This is a genomic window from Leeuwenhoekiella sp. LLG6367-2.1, from assembly GCF_045055775.1.
In the GTDB taxonomy this organism is placed as follows: Bacteria; Bacteroidota; Bacteroidia; order Flavobacteriales; family Flavobacteriaceae; genus Leeuwenhoekiella; species Leeuwenhoekiella aequorea.
In genome coordinates, this window is sequence record NZ_CP159331.1 from 3,360,904 (window position 1) to 3,380,735 (window position 19,832).

Below are 19,832 nucleotides of genomic sequence, written 5' to 3' on the forward strand. Positions count from 1 at the left end.
ATTGTATATATTTAAATTATATAATAAACTGTTTATCAATATAATAAATAATTTATTTTAATTACATACGCAATATTATATCAATTTGTTGTACAATTGTTGTACAAATCTAAAGGTTGTACGATGAGTATTAAGATAGTTTACCGACCAGTTAACAAGGACGATAAAGATGGGTATTTAAAAATTAGGGTGATTGAAAACCGTAAGACCACGTTTAAGACCCTAGGTATTAAAATTAGTGGTAAGAACTGGTTAGACGACAAACAACGTGTTAGTAAATCTGAAAGTAACGCGGATGCCATAAACGAAAAAATACAGGATGTGTTAAGGGATTTAGCCAAACACGACACCCCCACCCAAGCATTAAAGACAACAAGTAAGACAATCTTAGATTTTTATGATGAGGTTATTTCAACTACTTTAAACAATGGTACAAGGTTGAAATATATTGATATTCGGAATAGGTTTAAAGCTTATTTAAAAACAGAAGGACACAGAGATTTGAGGTTATCACAACTTACACCTCAATACGTTAACGGATTCCATACATACATAAGAAATTGTGGAAGTGCCATTAACACAGCAAACTACAATCTAAAGAGCTTTAAAAGCATAATTAACAAAGCGGTAAAGTCTGGTTTAGTAAACTATACAAACGACCCGTTTGCGTTGTTAAAAATGAAATACACACAGACCGCCAACAAGACACTTACACAAGATGAGGTTAGCAGATTAATTGCTAAAGATAAATTTGTAGACCACAGAAAAGTAAGATATAATAATCTAGGTGTATGTATAGAAGAATTTAGAGATATATTCCTGTTCCAACTGTTCACCCAAGGTTTACGGTGTTCTGATGTTCAGTTGTTACGTTGGGGTGATTTCAAGAGCGTGGAAGGGTCTTTAATAATGGAGTACACACAATATAAGACTAAGAAGAAAATGCGGCTTAGATTAACTCTAATAGCTTTAAAAATGCTTAATAGCAGACTATCTAAATTAGATAATACGTTTAGTGATAAAATACAGTCTTTAGAACGTAAAAGAGAGATAAGGCTAATTAATTTGAAGAAAACCGAAAAGGAACTTGAAACTCAAAAATCTAAAAAATGGGTAAATGATATTACAATTAAGTATAATGAGAATGCAGGTATACAAGCCACTAGCACGGAATTTGAAAAGCTTATCGAACGCGGCTCTATAAATGAAAGATTAGCAACCCTTCAAACGACTATTAAGAATATTGAAGCCGACATTTACAATCTGTACATCCATACAATTACGGAAGTTGCCGACCCGTCAAAGTTTGTTTTCCACTTCCTAGATAATGATGAGTTTAGCTACTATAAAGACGGTGCAGACCTAACAGATAAGCAGTATACAAGTCTTACTGGGTCACGCTCCTACTATAACCAAATCCTAAAGAAAATTGCTGAACAATGTGATATTGCAACTAATTTAACTAGCCACGTAGCACGACACACCTACACACAGCTACTACTCAATAATAACGCAGATTTAGTAGCAGTTAGCCAGTCATTAGGTCATAGCCATATAGCAACCACTCAAGCATACATACAGCAATTACCAAATAACAAGCTACTGGATATAAATGAGGTGTTAAGTAATACCTTCAATTGAGATTTTATTATTTATTATTTATTATTGACAAACATCTATTGAAAACTTCTTGATTTTCAATAATAATTAGACATAATTCATTTCTAGTTCGTGTCATTATCTGGAAGAGCATTTTAGAAGGGTGATAATAAGGTCTGCTCTCATATCCTTTAGTGGATAACTGATTTTTATCATTATAATAGAAATGACTATCAATGACTGCAACAACTTTATCATATTCCTGCCCTAGTATTTCGTGTGTATTATCTGCACCACCGATTGCAAACTTCTCATACGGATAAGTAATTCTACTATCAGGGGTATAATTAATTACAGTCCAATCAAATGGTTTTAGATACTCTAAATAAACCCTAGCGGCTTGGTGAGATGAAAAAAAGTGAAGCTCAATATTCTCTCTATTAAAAGTATAAATTGGTGCAGCCCTATCAAAAAAAGCGGTAATAAAAGATGCTATTTCCTTATTTGTCCGAATTTTATCAGTTAAATTACAAACTGTTGACGCTGTAAGATTCTGTATTCTTTCACTTATATTATTACTAGCTTCCCAACGTCTTAACCATTGCTCATTATCAAAGGAAAAGATACAATTGAGTTTAGCTTGTTTAATTTTATTTATTACGTATTCGAGTTGATTTGGATAAATTCTTTGTGCTTCATCAATAACAATTAATGAATACTCAGAATAATCCCGTTCTAATTTCAAATACTTAGCGGCTAGTATTTCCCATTTATAATTTTCGCTTAAAATCTGATGACCATTGTTTAATTTACCGCAATGAATGAACAAAACTTTCTGCCCGTAATTTAAAAATTCTTTAGCAATGTCATATGTTAGTAAAGTTTTACCAGTTCCTGCTTTTCCACATATGGACACGAAACTTTCATTAGCTGAACCAAATAAAGCTAAAATTGTTTTTTTAAATTCTTCCTGCTGATTTGTTAAAAAATATTCGCCATTCACAAAACGTTCAGTAGAATTAAAGGGAGATACTAAGTAATTTGAAGGATTAAACAATGAACCTATATTATCAATATTACCTATTTCTTGTTCGTTAAGAAGTTTCTTTAATATGCTAAAATTGATTGGCTCTAGTAAAGAATAATCCCCTAACCTATATAAAGTATTTTCACTAGAAACATATGTAAAATTAAAAACTTCTAGACCTAGAGAATTTAGATAATATTTATTCCTTTCTAACTGGGTTAGCATTTTTTCTCCAGTATTCCTACTTTTTAACTCAATATTAATGACGTATTTAGTTCCAACCCTCAATAAGTCAAATTCTTTACTTATTTGAGGTATCTTAAAACCAACATAGAAATTATTTAAATTTAATATATCGTAATAGTCATTCAGAAGGTTTGGAAGTAGAGATTCCAGACATTTAAGCTCATTAACTTTTATCTCAAAACCTAAATAATTAAAATATTTTCCGTAGACAGCGTCTGTTAATTTTTTATAAGCGTTAAAAACCGAGAGCAGGTTAACTTGTTTCATTCTCTAAATTTAATTAGCAAATATGCACTAATCAGATTTAACATACATATAGGAAATAAATAAAATCTATTCTACCAGATAACCTCAAATCAATAGTATAGCTATTACGACAAAAACTATAATCCTACCTTTAAGAGTTGAGAGCAATACTAAACGGCTATCTCCCCTATCCTTATAGTACGTCGGCTCGTTTTTATTTCGTTTGGTGTACATCGTAAATCCTCCTTAATTGATTAGCCAATTCCTTACCCTTCACATTTACAGTATGCCTAAAACCAAATAAATGATGTAATCTGGCATACTGGCTTATTGTCATTCTAATAATCATATTTCTTTTTACTATAAATATCTCAAAAATTTTGTAAAAAATTTAAATACCACATTAACTTTATATATAATTAATGGTAATAATGGAATAGTAAGAAAGGTTACCGCGTTAAATCATTTACTAGAGAGAAACTAACTACAGGGGGTTAGGGTGGTGTAAATATCGTTTATAATATTGATAACCATAACATTAAAAATTAAGTAGGTGTATTTACCCGTACACGTGACGGCATTTAGGTACTGATTTTGACGATTATCTATTTGCCCAAATCATAAGTTCTATGCCACTCACCACCGCGATAGCTGTATTGATATTCCTTTATCTTAAAGTAATTGTACCGACTTATCAACCCCATAAATATCTTTTTTAATCTTCTCAACTCAACACCTTCAAATTGCTTTACAACTCCGAAGGTCTTAGGACTTCTATAACTATATGTGCCACCCTCTAATCTGGCAAAGTTCTTACCTGTATCACTTACCTCCATAAATCGACCATTACCGCCAATATAAGCAGCATCAATAAGCTGTTCAATATAAGAGTCATCAATTATTTCTTTTTCATCATTCATAATATAGTAATTGGAATCATTACAATATTATGGTATTATTCCTATATTCTAAAAAAATCTTATTAACAAGTAAGCTATTAAAAATTGAAAAACATAAAATTAATTATGTTATTGTTAATATATACGTATATTTAATAATAATATGATAAAAGTGAATAAATAATAGTAATTATACTTGACTTTCTTTGGAACATATACTATAATTGTTGTATACGATAATAAAATTTATAAAAAAAGAAAAGAATGATTTATTTAATGAATGACACGACCAAGTATGGAATAAACACGGAATGGAATAACCTAACCCTACAGGAACGAAAAGATATGTTTACGTTGTTAATCTTCCTCAATCACTATGAGGATGTTAAGGAAGCTTTCAAGCATATAAAGACAAGGTGGGTAAACCTAATACAGCCTATTTCGGGCGAATATGGTACACCCGAATACAGTAATAGTACAAGTGGTCGATACAACACGTTTAAACGTCTTAAAACGCTTTATTCTAAGTATATAGTTCAAGTAAACTAATACTAAAACTGCCTAGAGATAAGGGCAAAAGAAAAGGTAGCCAAAAGCGCAAACTTCCATAACTACCCAGACTTCTCACCTATAAATAATCTGCACCCAAGTTAAAGCCGTTAGCATAGAGTAACGGGGTGCAGAATGAGGGCAAACCTCCTAACAAGTATAGTAAATAATACCCGAAAAATCAAGGGTTTTCTTGTTGCATTTGCTCCGAATTCGAACTTATAAATGTTTGAATATGAGATTAATGAAGTTGAATTTAATGGTAGATATGTAAATGGTGAAGCCTTAGAAGCTATTACCGATTTTTCACGAAATACCTACATAATTAAGGGTTCTACAGGCATTGGGTGTACTACTGCTCTACTTAACTACACACACGGAAACTGTCTTATAATTAGTCCTAACGTTGGGATGATTGAGAGCAAGAAGAACGGGAACTATAACAGCGATAAGCAATGCTTCATTTACAGCCAGTCGGCTAATAATTGGGATGAGGTTTATACCTACTTAAATAATACAGAAGACGACAAACAGAATATAATTATAAACTGTACTCCCGACCAGATAGCAGTTATTAAGGAACGTAAGGCAGACTTATATAAGCTACTGGTTAACATACCAATTTTTTTAGACGAGTTTAATGCATACACAGTACAGAGTGAGTATCGTTCTGTTATGGGTGTATTTTTGGAGTTGGTTTGGAATGAATGGATAGCACACTTTAAGCTATCCACAGCAACACCCAATTTTAAGAATATAGATGTGCCACAGGATAAAGATGTGGTATTTTTCAAACTTACCAGAGCAGACCAGGAACAGAAACCAATACAGATTACAACCAAACGTAACCACGTTAAGCAGTTCGTTTATGATGAGGTTTCTAAGGGGCGTTTAGTGGTTGTATTCTCTAATAATATCAATATTCACAAGGATTTTAGGGATTTGAGAGTAGCCAATTTGACGGGAAAAACATTAAATACCAAATTGAAGCCGTTTAAACGTGGGGATGTAGTTGAGGATTTAGATTATGTAGATATTGACGTTCTTTTATTAAGTAGTACCTACTATGCAGGGTTTGATATAGATAGGGATTGCAGTATCTGTATAGTTAGCGACCAACTGAACGATGCGTTTAAGATTAGCGTTAATGATGCGGTACAATGCTACGGGCGTTGTCGGAAATCTGTTCACGATGCATTATTTGTGAATATACAGATGAGTAATGAGTATTACCCTAAGTCCTTGAATGAGATAAATAAAGCTTACGAGCTGTACCAATCAACCGTTAGTTATTACACAACGGTTGCCCATGGGGCAACCTACTCATACGAGGTTGAAGGTATAGAGCAGATTACACCGCAATTGTACGTTAATCGTGGTTTATTGTTAGAGCCTTGTTTATATAAGATTATGGATTACCAATTATATAATGATTCGGTATTTAGAAGCACTTTACAGGGTTATGGATTTAATGTAAGTGATTACGAGGTTGAACAGCCGACAAGCTTTAGACGTATTGCAGGTGCAACCTTCGCAGAACGTTTAAGAAACTTGTTGGAACTGGATTCTATTGAGTTACTAAAATCATACAACCGTATTAAATATAATCTTAAGACCAAAGATAATGGGAGTTACAACCATAAGCTTTGCTTTGAGTACCTGACCGCTTATATATTAAAGACCACAAGGGCAACAGTTTTAATTGATAAGTTGAATAGTACCAGAGTTAGACCTAACGAGTTTTACAAGTCGGTTAATTTATACCTAAGAGCAAACACAGACACAGAGTACTTATTTGAACAGTTAACAACCCAACAACTAGCCACGGCAAAACGGATATATGAGAGCGTTGGTAGTTGTGATCCTATCGGATCACAAATCCCAACCGACTGGCAATACCTGTATTCCTGTCATAAGGTTTCAAATAACATCCTTCCCGATGTGATAGAACGTGAGATTAAGTTATACGAGGTTTTTTACAATTCCGACCTGTATAAGCCATTGGTTAACGATAAATCCCACCGTGTACGAAATGTACAGAATTTAATTACTGGCAATTTAATTGGCTTAGATATCCAACTTCAACTAGAAGAGGTTAACTGGTTAAAAACGGTTTCAATCAAGATTTTTAGGGAACTTGACGAAACGGGCGAATATGTTAATCATAACACCAGAACGGTAATTAAAAATAAGATGCTAAACGGTTTGGTGTTCCTTTTGACTAACGGCAAAGTTGGTATAAAAACGGAAACTAAGAACAGAGAGTACACCCCCCTAACACAGTTACCCAAGGCATTAAGATGTATAATACCAGTTAAGACCATTGCAGTTGACCTAACAAGTGCTAACCCTCAAATTGTAAACCAAATTTTAGGTACTGATATAGGTTTAAGTGTGTACCAGAACTTAATGCGTATAAGGGGGATTAGTAGGAATGAAGCTAAGACTTTATACAACGCAACTCTGAACAATCATAAGCTTAGAGTTTGTGATGCCAAACGTTTTTATATCGATTGTGGTTACACAACAGAGCAGGCTGAACAATTGGCAAGGTTGACAGCAAATACAGAAAAGGGAGCATTTTATGAGGTTATGACGTTAAATGAAAAGAAGTTAATGCAGAATTACCAGAGTATTCTACCTGTCAAGTCCTACCGTTTTCACGATGCCATCATTATGCCGTTGGAGTTGATTGAGGATAACCACCTAGAGTTACCAACCGAGGTTAACGGGTACAGATACCACGTTGAGATATTTAATGACAGTAGTGATTATAAGGGATTGACAACGAATTTAGCAGTTAATGAAGGTGTATTGATACCCAACTGGCATATATAGTAATACATTCTTTTGGTGTTGGTTTACGGGGATTGACACCACAGATAAAATGTATTAAACGTTGTTAAGTTCTGTAAACATTGAGATTGTATAATTAAAATTACCCACGTCCTAAGAAATGGTATGTATAGAGAATAAAACTAAGGACGGGGGTTATTATTACGACTAACAGCTTTAAGAAGTTTTTCCATTTGTTTAACTGTTTTATTTGTATTGAGTTTATTACATATCAAAAGCATAATAAATGTGCTAAATAGAAAACCTGATATTGTAAAAAAAACAACTATCAACAGACCACCACCACCACCAAAAAAATCTAATACCTTATTCATAATACCAACTATTTCTAATACAAAAACCAAATTACCCTATTACTCAATCCTACCAAAGTACAGGTTTTGACATCCTTTACTAAGTTATAAATCAAAACTACCTTTTGAGTTCAAAATAAAAAAGGACAACGCTACAAGTCCCGTTATTATTGACTTCTATAAGATTCTATGCAATCTAACCAATAGAAAACATATACGTTGTGACACAGTTTTTTAGAGTTAGCCAGACATAAACAGAAATCGTTAATATGATTATTGAGTAAATGTAAAAGGTTTTAAAAATTGAATGATGTATGATTCTTACATATGTGCGTAGATGGTATGCTTTTAGTTTGTACCACATTTAGATTATGGTCTATTTATGGTACATTATTATATTTTATTTTAACGGTTTTTCTAAGATTGAAGTGTGCTAATCAAGTATATCCCAAAATTAGTACAGTAAAAGATAATATATTATATTTGTCTCAATCAAAAACAGTACAGGGAATGAAAGCACGTTACAACCGAATCTCAACAGCAAACCAGAAGCTAGAAAGACAATTAGCAAAAGCTAACGAGGGTGACACCCTGTATAATGATGTTATAAGTGGTTCAGTTCCATTTGGTGAACGTCCACAGGCAATTAAGCTAATGTATGCAATCGCTAACAATGAGGTTGATTACATTACAGTTAGTAGTATAGATAGACTAGGACGTAATTTGTTGGATGTTCTCAATACTGTTAACTACTTCACTAACAACGGGGTTAACCTAATGGTCGAGAATTTAGGAATTACTAGTTTAGTAGATGGTAAACCTAACAGCACATTCAAGTTAATCGTAAGCGTAATGGCTAACGTGGCAGAGATGGAGCGCGAAACGATGCTGGAACGTCAAAAAGAAGGTATAGCGATAGCAAAAGCCAAAGGTACTTACAAAGGGCGTGTTCGCGGTAGCGTTGAGGACACTAAAGATTTTTTAGCCAAGCATAAGACCGTTATCAAATATTTGAAGCAAGGAAATAGCATAAGACTTACAGCCGAAGCAGCCAAGGTAAGTCCTGCAACCGTACAAAAGGTCAAAAAAGCATTAACAGATATACAAACAATAGCTTAAGGCTATTTAAATATTTATTTATATAACTAAAATCGATAGTGATAAATAAATGATTATATTTGTATCAACTTTAAAATTAATATAATGAATAATCACAAATTTAATTGTGTTGCGATTAAAAGAGATTCTCCAAGTATTGGGGTCTCAACAGGTCAGCAAACTTTTGATTGTAGAATACTTATACAAGAGTATATTAACAACGAGGGGAAATTAGTAAGGTCTGAACAACATATTGATAACTTGGGGTGCATTATCAAGAATATCTTACAGTTATGGGCGTAGGGGGTGCAAGATATGCAAGCTAGATATCTAAGGGTATATAATAAACCCATTTACTAGGGATGCTCCCTACATAGATACCGAACAAACAAATTATTTTATCAATTTATTATTGTATTTTAACTTTCTAAAATCAAAAAAATGAAATATTTAGGTGTTTGCTTACTTTTAGTTTTACTTACCTCTTGTAGAGGTAAAATGGATAGCTGTATTGATAATCTTGTTGAAGATGGTATGTCAAGGAGTGAAGCCAGAGAACTTTGTGAAGAGGGTCGCGATAATTCATATAGAAGATAATTTATGAAAACTATTGACTTAACACCACAAGGATTAGACAAAAAGCATACCTATATAATTACCAGTATAAAAAGTATGAGTTCTGTTTTACATAGGGATGGAATAAACGTTACTAATATTGTTTTCCTAGATGGTACTTCTTTAAATGTAATAGAAGACCTAAACCGTATAAAAGAAGAATTAAATAGCTAAGAAATGTACAATTGTTGTACACTATAACAAAAAATATTTATAAAAATCTATAATATAACACATTAACTAAATAGATACTAGACCTTTTACATCAGCGAAATCAAAATCGGGATGCTCTAAGGCATTAAAAAATTCATTCCGCGTATCTACATAGGTTCGCTCGAGTTCTGCACCATTATCAAAGTGATCAATTACCTGTGAAATTGAATCTATGCCATATACTTCTATGTCTTTTACTATTCCTGCCTCACGAGCATTTTGACTGGGTAGTAAAAATTTTTTAAAACCTTCTTCCTGTGCTTTTATTGCTATTGGTAAGGCGCCTCGAATAGGTTGTAAACTACCATCCAGAGAGAGTTCGCCCATTATAATATATTCATCGAGATTTTCGGCATTAATTTGTCCGCTGGCGGCTAAAATCCCTATTGCTAACGTAAGATCATATGCACTACCCTCCTTGCGCATATCTGCCGGTGCCATATTCAGCGTAATTTTCTTTCCCGGAATTTTGAAATTATTGTTTTGAAGGGCTGCTGCTATTCGGTAATTACTTTCTTTAATTGCATTATCTGGAAGTCCCACAAGATGATATCCTATCCCTTTATCAATATTTACCTCAACAGTAATTGTAGTGGCTTCAACGCCAAAAACGGCCGAACCGTAAACTTTAGTTAACATAATTTTAAGTTAGATTTCTAAAAATAAACTTTTCTTAGAAACTTAACCCTTGATAATGAGATTTATAGCGATTATTTCAATCTGTCAAAAATACCGCTTGCCCATCGACTCACCGGTTTACCAAAACATTCAATAAGATCATCTACCCCAATAACGCTACCTTTAGCTAATCTTCCCAAAAAAGCTATATGCTCGATAATTTCACCAGTTTCCCGGTAAAGTCTGCCATCTTTCAAAGTATGTAAACCCAATTTATGTCCAACAGGGTTTACGTGAAGATCAGCTAATAAACTTGTGATTATTTTGCTAGTGACGGCGGTTAACTGCGGAGGATCTACTACAGAATTTACCAATGTATCTGCAATGCAGGTTTTGTTCTTTTTGTATAATTCCCAACCATCAGGATGTAACTTTATTTTAGGATCTAACACATAATTTAAATCCAAAACTCCGGCTTTGTGCACTGCAATTAGTTGCTGCAAACTTAACACAGGTGGTCCATAAGAATATCGCTTGCTGGCTTCAATAAGCTGTACAATTTCTACTAAAACTTCCTCATTGATATCGAGATAGGTGTAGTCTTTATAAATTACTCCTAAAACATAACGCCACACTTGTCCTAGACAATAATCTAAACTAATCTCTTGGTTGCCAACTGCCATATTCACGAAGAGTTGCATTTGTTCTGATGCTGGTAAGGTTAAATCGGTTATGAGTATATGCGATAATTGTGAATTGTTTATAAGATCTCTAGTAAGCGTTTGTAGTGAAATTTTATCAGAATTATCTTGACGTGATCTATACCCAAGCCTTCTGTAAACAGAGCTATTAAGAGTGGCAAGAGCATCTATAAAGAATGTTGCATTTTTTAGATTTTGTTTTTCCTTTAAGGCGGTATCTAAGGAATTACGAAAAGCTTTATATTCATTTTCTGTTGGTTTGAACCAATTATCTATTTCAGCAGTTAAAGGTTTTGGAACCGGCGGTAAACCATCTAATGAAAATACCAGAATTTTCTTCGGACCTTTTTCTGACGGAATATATCTTAACTCAGAATCAGAATCTTCTACAAATTCACCACCAAATCCTATTGTTAATGCACGTAATTGATCAATCATGGTAAGACCAAAACCTCTTAATGCAATAATCGAATTTGTATTTATTACTGAAGTTTCTAATGCTCCTACCGGATAAGGATCTTCAAATAACTTTAAACTTTTATTTTCGGATGCATGCCATTTCCATTTTTCTAGCTGATTTGTCAATTGGGTATTCTGGTGTCCCACAGTTAGCACAACTTCATCAACGATATGAACGCAATTTTTAACGTCTATAATCTTACATTGATTTTCAAAGGGGCTCACCTTAACAACTTTTTGCTCGATATGAGTAAGACTTCCGGTTGAAACCAAGCTCCTTTTAATGGACTCAAAGCGCTCATAGAGATACATACCTAATGTGGCGCGGGGCGGAAAATAGTCTATGTTAGATTTATTAATTTGTGCTTCAGATTGACTCCACTCCGCATAAGATGGAAATCCCGGAATGTAAATTCCGTTATAATCAATTTCTTTTCTACCTTTTAAACTTGAGAATAAATGACGCTCACTTACATTAGATAGATTTGTAATAACCTGATCAGGATTCCATATAGGACCTGCACCGGGAAATTTGAAATCTTCAAATAGTATTACCTGTATAGATACACTTGATTTGTATTCTTCTTTTGCTAAAAATAATGCTTCTAAAGCAGCCAGACCTCGGGGACCTACTCCTATTATTGCAACCTTTAGCGTTTTTGACATAGTAGATTATTAATACAAATCTAACTTTGAATAACTTTAAAAATAAATGATTGTAGGGGTTTTATATCTACTCTCAACTCCGCTTTTCCTTCATAAATATTTAATTCTCCTTCTTGGTTGCCATACAACTGATCAATAACCTGGTATTTTCCATTAGAGAGGTTCCATTTTTTTATTATTGATTCCGGAAGTTGCAATTCGAATCCAAATGTGTCTTGCGCATCAAAATTGGTTACAACAATTAATTTTTCAGTATCAGACCAGCGAACAAATGAATAAACTTTATCATTATACCACTCTGTATTTTGTCTATTATGTGCGTGAATATCTGCATACTCCCCGGTAATTGCATAATTCTGGGTACTGAAATTCAGTAAACGCTTGTAAAAATCACGTAATTCAAGTTCTGACGTTGAAGATTTTCCACCATCAAACTTTTTATCATTTACCCAGCGTACAACAGAAGGAACACTACCATAATCAAAAATTGAAGTGCGCGAAGGATCGCCAAAACCCAAATCTTCTGATGCCGGTTCTCCCAGCTCCTGACCAAAGTAGATCATGGTAGGCGAACTGGATAATAATGTAGAAACGACCATTGCCGGTTTTCCTTTCTCTGCGTTTCCTGCAAACTCCGGACTTGCTATACGTTGCTCATCATGATTTTCTAAGAAATGAAGCATATTTACAGCAATGTCCTTCTGATGCTCTACAATTGGTGCAATATGGTCTGTACTTCCGTGACCTTGCATTATATTTTTTATGGTATCATACAGCTCCACTTTGTCATATAAATAATCCATTTTTCCTTTAAAAATATACTCTCTATATAATGATGGATTATAAACTTCAGCCAGAAGAAATGCATCGGGATTTTTGGTTTTTATAGCAGAGTTCATATAACTCCAGAACTCCACAGGAACCATTTCAGCCATATCAAATCGAAATCCGTCAACACCTTTATTTGTCCAGAAAAGTGCTATATCTTTAAATTTAACCCAACTCGCAGGCACCTCTTTTCCAGTCCAAAATTCCTGATGTTCTTTAATTTCCCATTGTGAAGACTCCTGAGGTAAGGGTTCAAAATCAATTCCACCATCTGGCCATACACCATAATTAATTTTTACAGTCTCATACCAGTCATTTTGATGAGGTTGAGCATCTCTACTGCCATTGCCTGTCCATTTTGCCGGAGATTCTTTAAATGTATTATCTAACGCATCAGATAATTCACCACCTAAAGGAAGGTATCCATTTTGCCATTCTGGCACTTTGAACTCGGTGTTAGGTATATAATAGAAATCATTATCTCGTTTATAATCGACTGAGGTATCGTCATTTTTTCCGAAGGGAATTAATCCCTCAGGAGTATTCAAACTTTCATATTTACGAGCCACGTGATTAGGCACAATATCAATTATAACCTTTAGACCAGCATCGTGAGAACGCTTAATAAGCGCTTCAAACTCCTGCATTCTTTTTGCGGGATCATTAGCCATATCAGGATCTACTTGATAATAATCTTTCACCGCATAGGGCGAACCGGCACGACCTTTTACTACATCAGGATCATCATTTGAAATACCATAAGCCGTATAATCTGTTATAACTGCGTGATGCGGAACTCCCGTATACCAGATGTAAGTGGCACCTAAATCTTTAATTTGTTTTAAGGCTAGACTACTAAAATCATCAAATTTCCCTACTCCGTTTTCGGCTAAAGTTCCCCAGGGTTTATTGGTTGTATTTGTATTTCCAAAAAGTCGGATAAAAACTTGATAAACAACTTCTTTTTTAGGCGTATTCTTTAATTTCATAGCGGTGCTAGATTGTGTATTTCTTTCAGTTTTACAACTTAAAATTAGGGTTAAGATAAGTATAACCAGTCCTGCGTTTCTAATCATTTTAATATAATCTGAATATTTTTTAATAATAGCTATTTACTGAATCAAACACATGAATTAATATTTTAAGTAGATTCTCTTTCAATGAGTGTTGTTGTAATTACAGTTGTTTTATAATTTTCAGCTTCTTTATCGCTTTCTAGACGATCGATAAGCATTTGAGCTGCAGCTTTACCCATCTCGTCACCGTGCTGGTTCACCGCAGATATTGTGGGCGCTGCATATTTAAGTAATTTGCCATCAGAAAAGCCTATAATCGCAACGTCTTCGGGTATTTTTCTTCCTTGATTTTGCAAAGCCTTCATAGCTACTACTGCAAATACATCATTTACACCCATAACCGCATCAAATGTCGTTTCTCTAATAAACTTTTCGATCGCTTTATCTGAATCTTCTATATTATTTATAGTCAAAATAAGACGCTCATCAAGTTCTATATCGTGATCTGCCAGTGCTTTTTTGTATCCCTTTTTTCTAAGAGATCCCACACTAATGTAATCTTCCGTAGTGATTAATGCGATACGCTTGCGCCCCTGATTAATTAAATGACTAATTGCAGTATAAGAGCCGCGCATATCATCTACAATCACTTTATCTGATATTACCTTATCTGTAATTCTGTCTATCATAACCAAAGGCATCCCTTGATTTTCAATTTCTATTAAATGATTGTAATCTTCCTTTAACTGCGTTTCTTTAGATAGTGAAATAATAAATCCGTCCACAATTCCTCCACGTGCAAACATCTCCATACTTAAAACTTCTTTCTCAAAAGATTCGTTAGATACACATACCAGTACATTGTATCCATTCTTATGAGCTACTTCTTCCACTCCTTTAAGAACAGTTGTAAAGAAATCATGTACAATTTCTGGTATGAATAAGGCAATATGCTTTGTTCGACTATTTTGAAGACTAACGGCAATATTGTTAGGTTTATAGTTGTATAATTTTGCAAACGCCTGAACTTTTTCTCGGGTATCAAAACCTATTTCATTGCTGTTTTTAAGCGCTTTAGAAACGGTAGATATAGAGACGTCGAGCTCTTTTGCTATGTCTTTAAGTGTAATTTTTCTTTTCATTATAATAATCTGCACTTCAAATTTGACCCTTTATTTAACTATTTGATAAAATCAAGGGTTTTTAATTGCGAAAAACTTATCAACACGAAAACGTTAGAGTGTGTATAGTTAACACTAAGCAATGCCCTATTAACCTATCGTTTTAGGTAAGTTTGTTGCATTAAACAAGCAAATTAAAGATAATTCTATTCAAAAAAATTAAAGCTCAACTCAAACTATTTTATGAAAATGTTATTTAAACGAACGCTTTTTCTCTTACTCTTATTGCCAATTACAACGATTGCGCAATCGGTAATAAGTGGAACTGTAGTTGATGCCACACTTAAACAACCCGTTCCCGGTGTTAATGTTATAGTAGATGGTACAACCAATGGAACAACAACAGATTTTGATGGAAATTATACCCTCTCAGGTGTAAATCAAGGATCTAAAATTACTTTTTCTTATCTCGGCTTTAGAACGCAAACGATACCGTTTACCGGCCAGGGCACATTAAATGTCACACTCACCGAAGATGCTTCAGAATTAGATGCTGTAGTTGTTGTAGGTTATGGTACTACCACAAAGAAAGATCTTACAGGGTCTGTAGCACTTATAGGAGAAGATGATTTTAATAAAGGTAACAATGTAACGGCAGAAAACTTACTTAATGGTAGGGTTGCCGGTTTAACCGTAAACACAGGAGGTTCGCCGGGATCTAATTCTGAAATTAGAATACGTGGTGGTGCTTCTTTAAATGCTTCTAACGATCCATTAATTGTAATAGATGGTTTACCGGTAAGCAATGTTGCAAATGGTACCCGCTCTATTATTTCTTCTATCAACCCTGCAGATATTGAATCTTTTTCGGTTTTAAAAGATGCTTCTGCAGCGGCAATTTATGGTAACCGTGGTGCAAATGGCGTTATTATTATTACTACTAAAAAAGGAAAGCAAGGCTTAAAAGTAAGCTTTGACAGCCAAGCAAGTGTATCACGTCTAACCGATAAAATTGATGTATTTAACGCAGCAGAATTCCGTAGTTTAGTAACAGAGCGATTTCCCGACCGTGTAGATTTATTAGGAAATGCAAATACAGACTGGCAAGATGCTATTTACCGGGATGCATTTTCTTCACAGCACAACTTATCTGTAAGTGGTGCTCTGGCAGACAATTTACCTGCACGACTTTCTGTAGGTTATGCAGACCAGGAAGGATTACGTAAAACTTCATCGTTTGAGCGTACTACTACTTCGCTATCTTTAAATCCACGTTTTTTTGAAGGAAATTTAAAAATTGACTTCAATGCTAACTTAAACTTTGAGCGCAATCAATTTGCACCGGGTATAGAAGGTAACGCTTTACAATTTAATCCTACACAACCTATTTATGATCCCAATTCACAATACGGAGGGTTTTATGAATATACCGGAGCAAACGGACTTATATTAGGAAATGTACCTCGTAATCCTGTGGCCCAGCTAATGCAAACCCAAGATATTGCTAGCGTTCGTCGTTATTACGGAAACTTCAAAGTAGATTATAAACTACCCTTTTATGAGCCTTTACGTGCAGTCGTAAACCTGGGTCTTGATGAGAGTACTTCAGACCGTTTTTATGAAGTTGATCGCAACAGTGCTTTAGGTACTAACGCGGAAGAAGGTGAAACCTTAGGACAACGTTCTGACACCGATTTTAAATCTTCTAACCGCTTATTTGACGCGTATTTAGTGCATACAAAAGCTTTTGGAGATTTTAATACCGAAATTACAGCAGGATATTCCTATCAAATATTTGAAAATGAAAATTTCACAACAAATAACGTTCGTGATCCTAACTCTGCTCCTCCAGAAAACACTATAAGTCCAGACGTTGTTTTACTTGCCTATTTTGCACGTGGTAACTTTAATTACCAAAGCAAATATTTTTTAAGTGCTTCTATTCGTCGCGACGGTACTTCACGTTTTGGTCCAGATGAGCGTTTTGGATATTTCCCTGCAGTATCTGGTGCTTGGCAAATTTCTGATGAAGATTTTCTAAAAGATTCAGAAACTTTAAGTGCTTTAAAACTACGTTTAGGTTATGGTATCACCGGTCAACAGGATATTTCTTCACAGTATGATTATTTATCTCGTTATGGATTGGGTGATTCAAGATCTCAATATCTATTTGGTGATCAATACTATACAATAGGTCAGCCTTTCTTCAGAAATGCAGGTATTAAATGGGAAGAAATTACAGAATACAATGCTGGTATTGATTATGGCTTTTTCAACGGAAAGCTTAGTGGTTCTTTAGACTTTTTCCGTAAAGAATCTAATGATTTATTATCATCAGCTCCGGTACCTGATGGGGTAAACTTTTCTAATCAAGGGTTTCAGAACATCGGAAAATTTACGACTCAGGGTGTTGAGTTTGTAATTGATTACAATGTCGTTTCTAATGACAATTTTAATTGGAATGTTAATTACAACACGACGTATATCGACCGTGAGATAAATAAACTTGCCTTTGGACAAGATATTTTGACTCAAGGTATTTCAGGTGGTACGGGTAATACTATACAAGTTCAACGTGAAGGCTTTGCTCCTAACTCATTCTTTGTATATAGACAATTATACGATACTGCAGGAGCTCCTATAGAAGGTGCTTATGTTGATGTTAATAATGACGGTATTTTAAATGATGATGATAAATACATCGCAGGCAATGGTCGTGCAGATGTAACAATGGGTTTTCAATCTACTATGAATTATAAGGATTGGGATTTCAGCTTTAATCTACGAGCAAGTTTTGGAAATGACATCTATAACAATGTGAATTCTGGTAATGCACAATATGGTAATGTTTTTAGAACGGTATTAAACAATGTTCCTACGCAGGTGCTGGAAACCAATTTTGTAAATACACCAGATGTTATACTATCTGATTATTACCTAGAAGATGCAGATTTTCTACGTATGGATAACATTACGCTAGGTTACACCTTTGATGCAGACAAAATGGGCAAAGGTACCTTAAGATTATGGGGAGGTGTTCAAAACGTGTTTGTAATTACAGATTACTCAGGTCTTGACCCAGAAATAACTAACAATGGTGTAGACAATACAATTTTCCCTAGAGGGCGCACTTTCTTATTCGGACTGAATTATGGATTTTAATATAAAAAATATGCTACAATTAAGAACATTCGTATTAATGCTACTCCTGGGTGGAGTATTCATTTCTTGCGAGTCAGATTTAGATGTAACACCAGAAGATGATGATGAGCTTTTAGCTGATGGCTTTTTTGAAAACGAAGGAGCTTATAAGCAAGCGCTTGCAGGTGTTTACGCAAACTTAAGTTTAACAAGTATAAGTGATCCGGGAGGATCTAATATTGCTGGTCTTGATGCCGGTACAGGACAATATATTCGTGGTTTATTTAACCTTCAAAACTTATCTACAGATGAGGTTATCTGGACGTATGAAAATGATCCTGGTCTTCGTGGTATGCAACGCAATACCTGGAGCTCAGACAATCCGCTAATATTAGGGGTTTTTGCAAGAGCTTCTTACGAAATCGCATTAGCAAATGAGTTTTTAAGACAAACCACTACAGAGGCTTTAAGCGGTAGAGGCGAAAGTGAAGAGCTAACGGCAACTATACAAACTTATCGTGCAGAAGCACGCGTATTACGTGCTTTAGCTAATTATCACTTACTTGATATGTTTGGCAAGGCTCCTTCAGTTACCGAAAATGATGCTGTAGGTTTTGATCAGGTACCAGAACTAGTAGGTGTAGATTTATTTAATTTTATTGAGTCAGAACTACTTGCTGCATTACCAGATCTTATTGCTGCAAGACAAAATGAATACGCACGCGTAGATCAGGGAGTGGCAAATATGCTTCTTGCAAAATTATATTTAAACGCTGAGGTTTATACAGGTACTGCCCGTTATGCAGATTGTATTACTGTTTGTGAGACTTTGATAGGAAGTGGATATAGTTTAACACCTAATTATTTGTTCAACTTTATGGCAGATAACAATACGAATGGTGCTCAAAACGAAATCATTTTCCCAATATCAAATGACGGTACAAATACTCAAAATTACGGAGGTACAACCATTATTATTCAAGGTGAAGTAGGTGTTCCTGAAAATAACGGGGAGAGCCTGGGTGTAAATGCTACTGGTTTTGGTGGTCTTTTTAGAGTTCGTCCAGAATTCTCAAGATTATTTACCAGTAATCCACTTTACAGAAATGACAGCCGTAATACACTAATTACTGCAGATCGTACTGAAGAAATAAATAACGTAGGAAATACTGCAGAAGGTTATATTATCACAAAATTCTCAAACAGAACTTCAACCGGAGGTTTTGGAAGTGACCGTACTTTCACAGATACAGACTATCCCCTATTTAGATATGCAGATGTTCTTCTTATGTATGCCGAGGCTACTCTAAGAGGTGGCGGTGGTTCTACTGCTCAGGCGCTGGGTTACATTAATGAGTTGAGAGAACGTGCTTTTGGAAATACATCTGGAAATATTACGCAGAGCCAACTTACTCTGGATTTTATATTAGATGAGCGCTCCAGAGAATTGTATTGGGAAAGCCATCGTAGACAAGACTTAATACGCTTTGGAGTTTATTCTGGTAGTTCTTATTTATGGTCTTACAAAGGAGGACCCCAAACAGGAACAGCTATTCCTCAATTCAGAGAATTGTTTCCCATACCTAATCAAAGTTTATCCTCTAATGCTAACCTAACACAAAACGCAGGTTACTAGAAACT

At 34.6% G+C, this 19,832-nt stretch carries 14 protein-coding genes and 1 pseudogene; 8 read left to right on the forward strand and 7 right to left on the reverse strand.

Translation table 11 applies throughout. The features are described 5' to 3' along the window. The first annotated feature begins 123 nt into the window (after nt 1-123). On the forward strand, nt 124-1,641 hold the full coding sequence (locus tag ABVM53_RS15000; RefSeq protein WP_405327690.1) for a tyrosine-type recombinase/integrase: 1,518 nt from the start codon (nt 124-126) through the stop codon (nt 1,639-1,641). Between the two features lie 7 nt (nt 1,642-1,648). On the opposite strand, the gene ABVM53_RS15005 is transcribed toward ABVM53_RS15000, so the two are convergent. Both ABVM53_RS15005 and ABVM53_RS15010 read right to left on the reverse strand, forming a co-directional pair. Further along, on the reverse strand, nt 1,649-3,139 hold the full coding sequence (locus tag ABVM53_RS15005; RefSeq protein ID WP_405327693.1) for an ATP-binding protein: 1,491 nt from the start codon (nt 3,137-3,139) through the stop codon (nt 1,649-1,651). 584 nt (nt 3,140-3,723) lie between these two features. Further along, nucleotides 3,724-4,038 carry a hypothetical protein gene (locus tag ABVM53_RS15010; protein WP_405327696.1) on the reverse strand — a complete coding sequence of 105 codons (315 nt, stop codon included), beginning with the start codon at nt 4,036-4,038 and terminating at the stop codon, nt 3,724-3,726. A 243-nt stretch (nt 4,039-4,281) separates the two neighbouring features. On the opposite strand from ABVM53_RS15010, the gene ABVM53_RS15015 reads away from it, so the two are divergent. Then, entirely contained in the window at nt 4,282-4,566 is a 285-nt protein-coding gene (locus ABVM53_RS15015) for a hypothetical protein (RefSeq protein ID WP_405327699.1), read from the forward strand. Between the two features lie 225 nt (nt 4,567-4,791). After that, nucleotides 4,792-7,404 carry a hypothetical protein gene (locus ABVM53_RS15020; RefSeq protein ID WP_405327702.1) on the forward strand — a complete coding sequence of 871 codons (2,613 nt, stop codon included), beginning with the start codon at nt 4,792-4,794 and terminating at the stop codon, nt 7,402-7,404. Nucleotides 7,405-7,544: 140 nt separating this feature from the next. Here ABVM53_RS15020 and ABVM53_RS15025 read toward each other — a convergent pair whose 3' ends face one another. Then, nucleotides 7,545-7,736: a hypothetical protein gene (locus ABVM53_RS15025; protein ID WP_405327705.1), complete on the reverse strand. Its 192-nt coding sequence runs from the start codon at nt 7,734-7,736 to the stop codon at nt 7,545-7,547. 462 nt (nt 7,737-8,198) lie between these two features. Between ABVM53_RS15025 and ABVM53_RS15030 the strand changes: the two genes are divergently transcribed. The 3 genes from ABVM53_RS15030 (at nt 8,199) to ABVM53_RS15040 (ending at nt 9,602) form a co-directional block, all read left to right on the forward strand. Next, nucleotides 8,199-8,834, forward strand: a complete 636-nt coding sequence (locus ABVM53_RS15030; protein WP_405327708.1) for a recombinase family protein — start codon at nt 8,199-8,201, stop codon at nt 8,832-8,834. A gap of 420 nt (nt 8,835-9,254) precedes the next feature. Continuing rightward, nucleotides 9,255-9,410, forward strand: coding sequence for a hypothetical protein (locus tag ABVM53_RS15035; RefSeq protein WP_405327710.1), 156 nt, complete (start codon nt 9,255-9,257; stop codon nt 9,408-9,410). 3 nt (nt 9,411-9,413) lie between these two features. Continuing rightward, nucleotides 9,414-9,602, forward strand: a complete 189-nt coding sequence (locus ABVM53_RS15040) for a hypothetical protein (RefSeq protein WP_405327713.1) — start codon at nt 9,414-9,416, stop codon at nt 9,600-9,602. Between the two features lie 69 nt (nt 9,603-9,671). Here the strand turns inward: ABVM53_RS15040 and ABVM53_RS15045 are convergent. From ABVM53_RS15045 to ABVM53_RS15060, 4 genes and pseudogenes are all read right to left on the reverse strand, one after another. Then, nucleotides 9,672-10,280, reverse strand: a pseudogene (locus ABVM53_RS15045) (magnesium chelatase domain-containing protein); the annotation flags it as partial. A gap of 71 nt (nt 10,281-10,351) precedes the next feature. Then, nucleotides 10,352-12,085: an FAD/NAD(P)-binding protein gene (locus tag ABVM53_RS15050; protein ID WP_405327716.1), complete on the reverse strand. Its 1,734-nt coding sequence runs from the start codon at nt 12,083-12,085 to the stop codon at nt 10,352-10,354. 20 nt (nt 12,086-12,105) lie between these two features. Further along, nucleotides 12,106-13,989, reverse strand: a complete 1,884-nt coding sequence (locus tag ABVM53_RS15055) for an alpha-amylase family glycosyl hydrolase (protein WP_405327719.1) — start codon at nt 13,987-13,989, stop codon at nt 12,106-12,108. Nucleotides 13,990-14,054: 65 nt separating this feature from the next. Further along, on the reverse strand, nt 14,055-15,071 hold the full coding sequence (locus tag ABVM53_RS15060) for a LacI family DNA-binding transcriptional regulator (RefSeq protein ID WP_405327722.1): 1,017 nt from the start codon (nt 15,069-15,071) through the stop codon (nt 14,055-14,057). Between the two features lie 222 nt (nt 15,072-15,293). On the opposite strand from ABVM53_RS15060, the gene ABVM53_RS15065 reads away from it, so the two are divergent. Together ABVM53_RS15065 and ABVM53_RS15070 are read left to right on the forward strand one after the other, a co-directional pair. Further along, nucleotides 15,294-18,212 (forward strand): SusC/RagA family TonB-linked outer membrane protein, encoded by a 2,919-nt coding sequence (locus ABVM53_RS15065; protein WP_405327725.1) that lies wholly within the window; start codon nt 15,294-15,296, stop codon nt 18,210-18,212. A gap of 10 nt (nt 18,213-18,222) precedes the next feature. Beyond that, nucleotides 18,223-19,827 carry a RagB/SusD family nutrient uptake outer membrane protein gene (locus tag ABVM53_RS15070; RefSeq protein ID WP_371456688.1) on the forward strand — a complete coding sequence of 535 codons (1,605 nt, stop codon included), beginning with the start codon at nt 18,223-18,225 and terminating at the stop codon, nt 19,825-19,827. Nucleotides 19,828-19,832 lie beyond the last annotated feature (5 nt).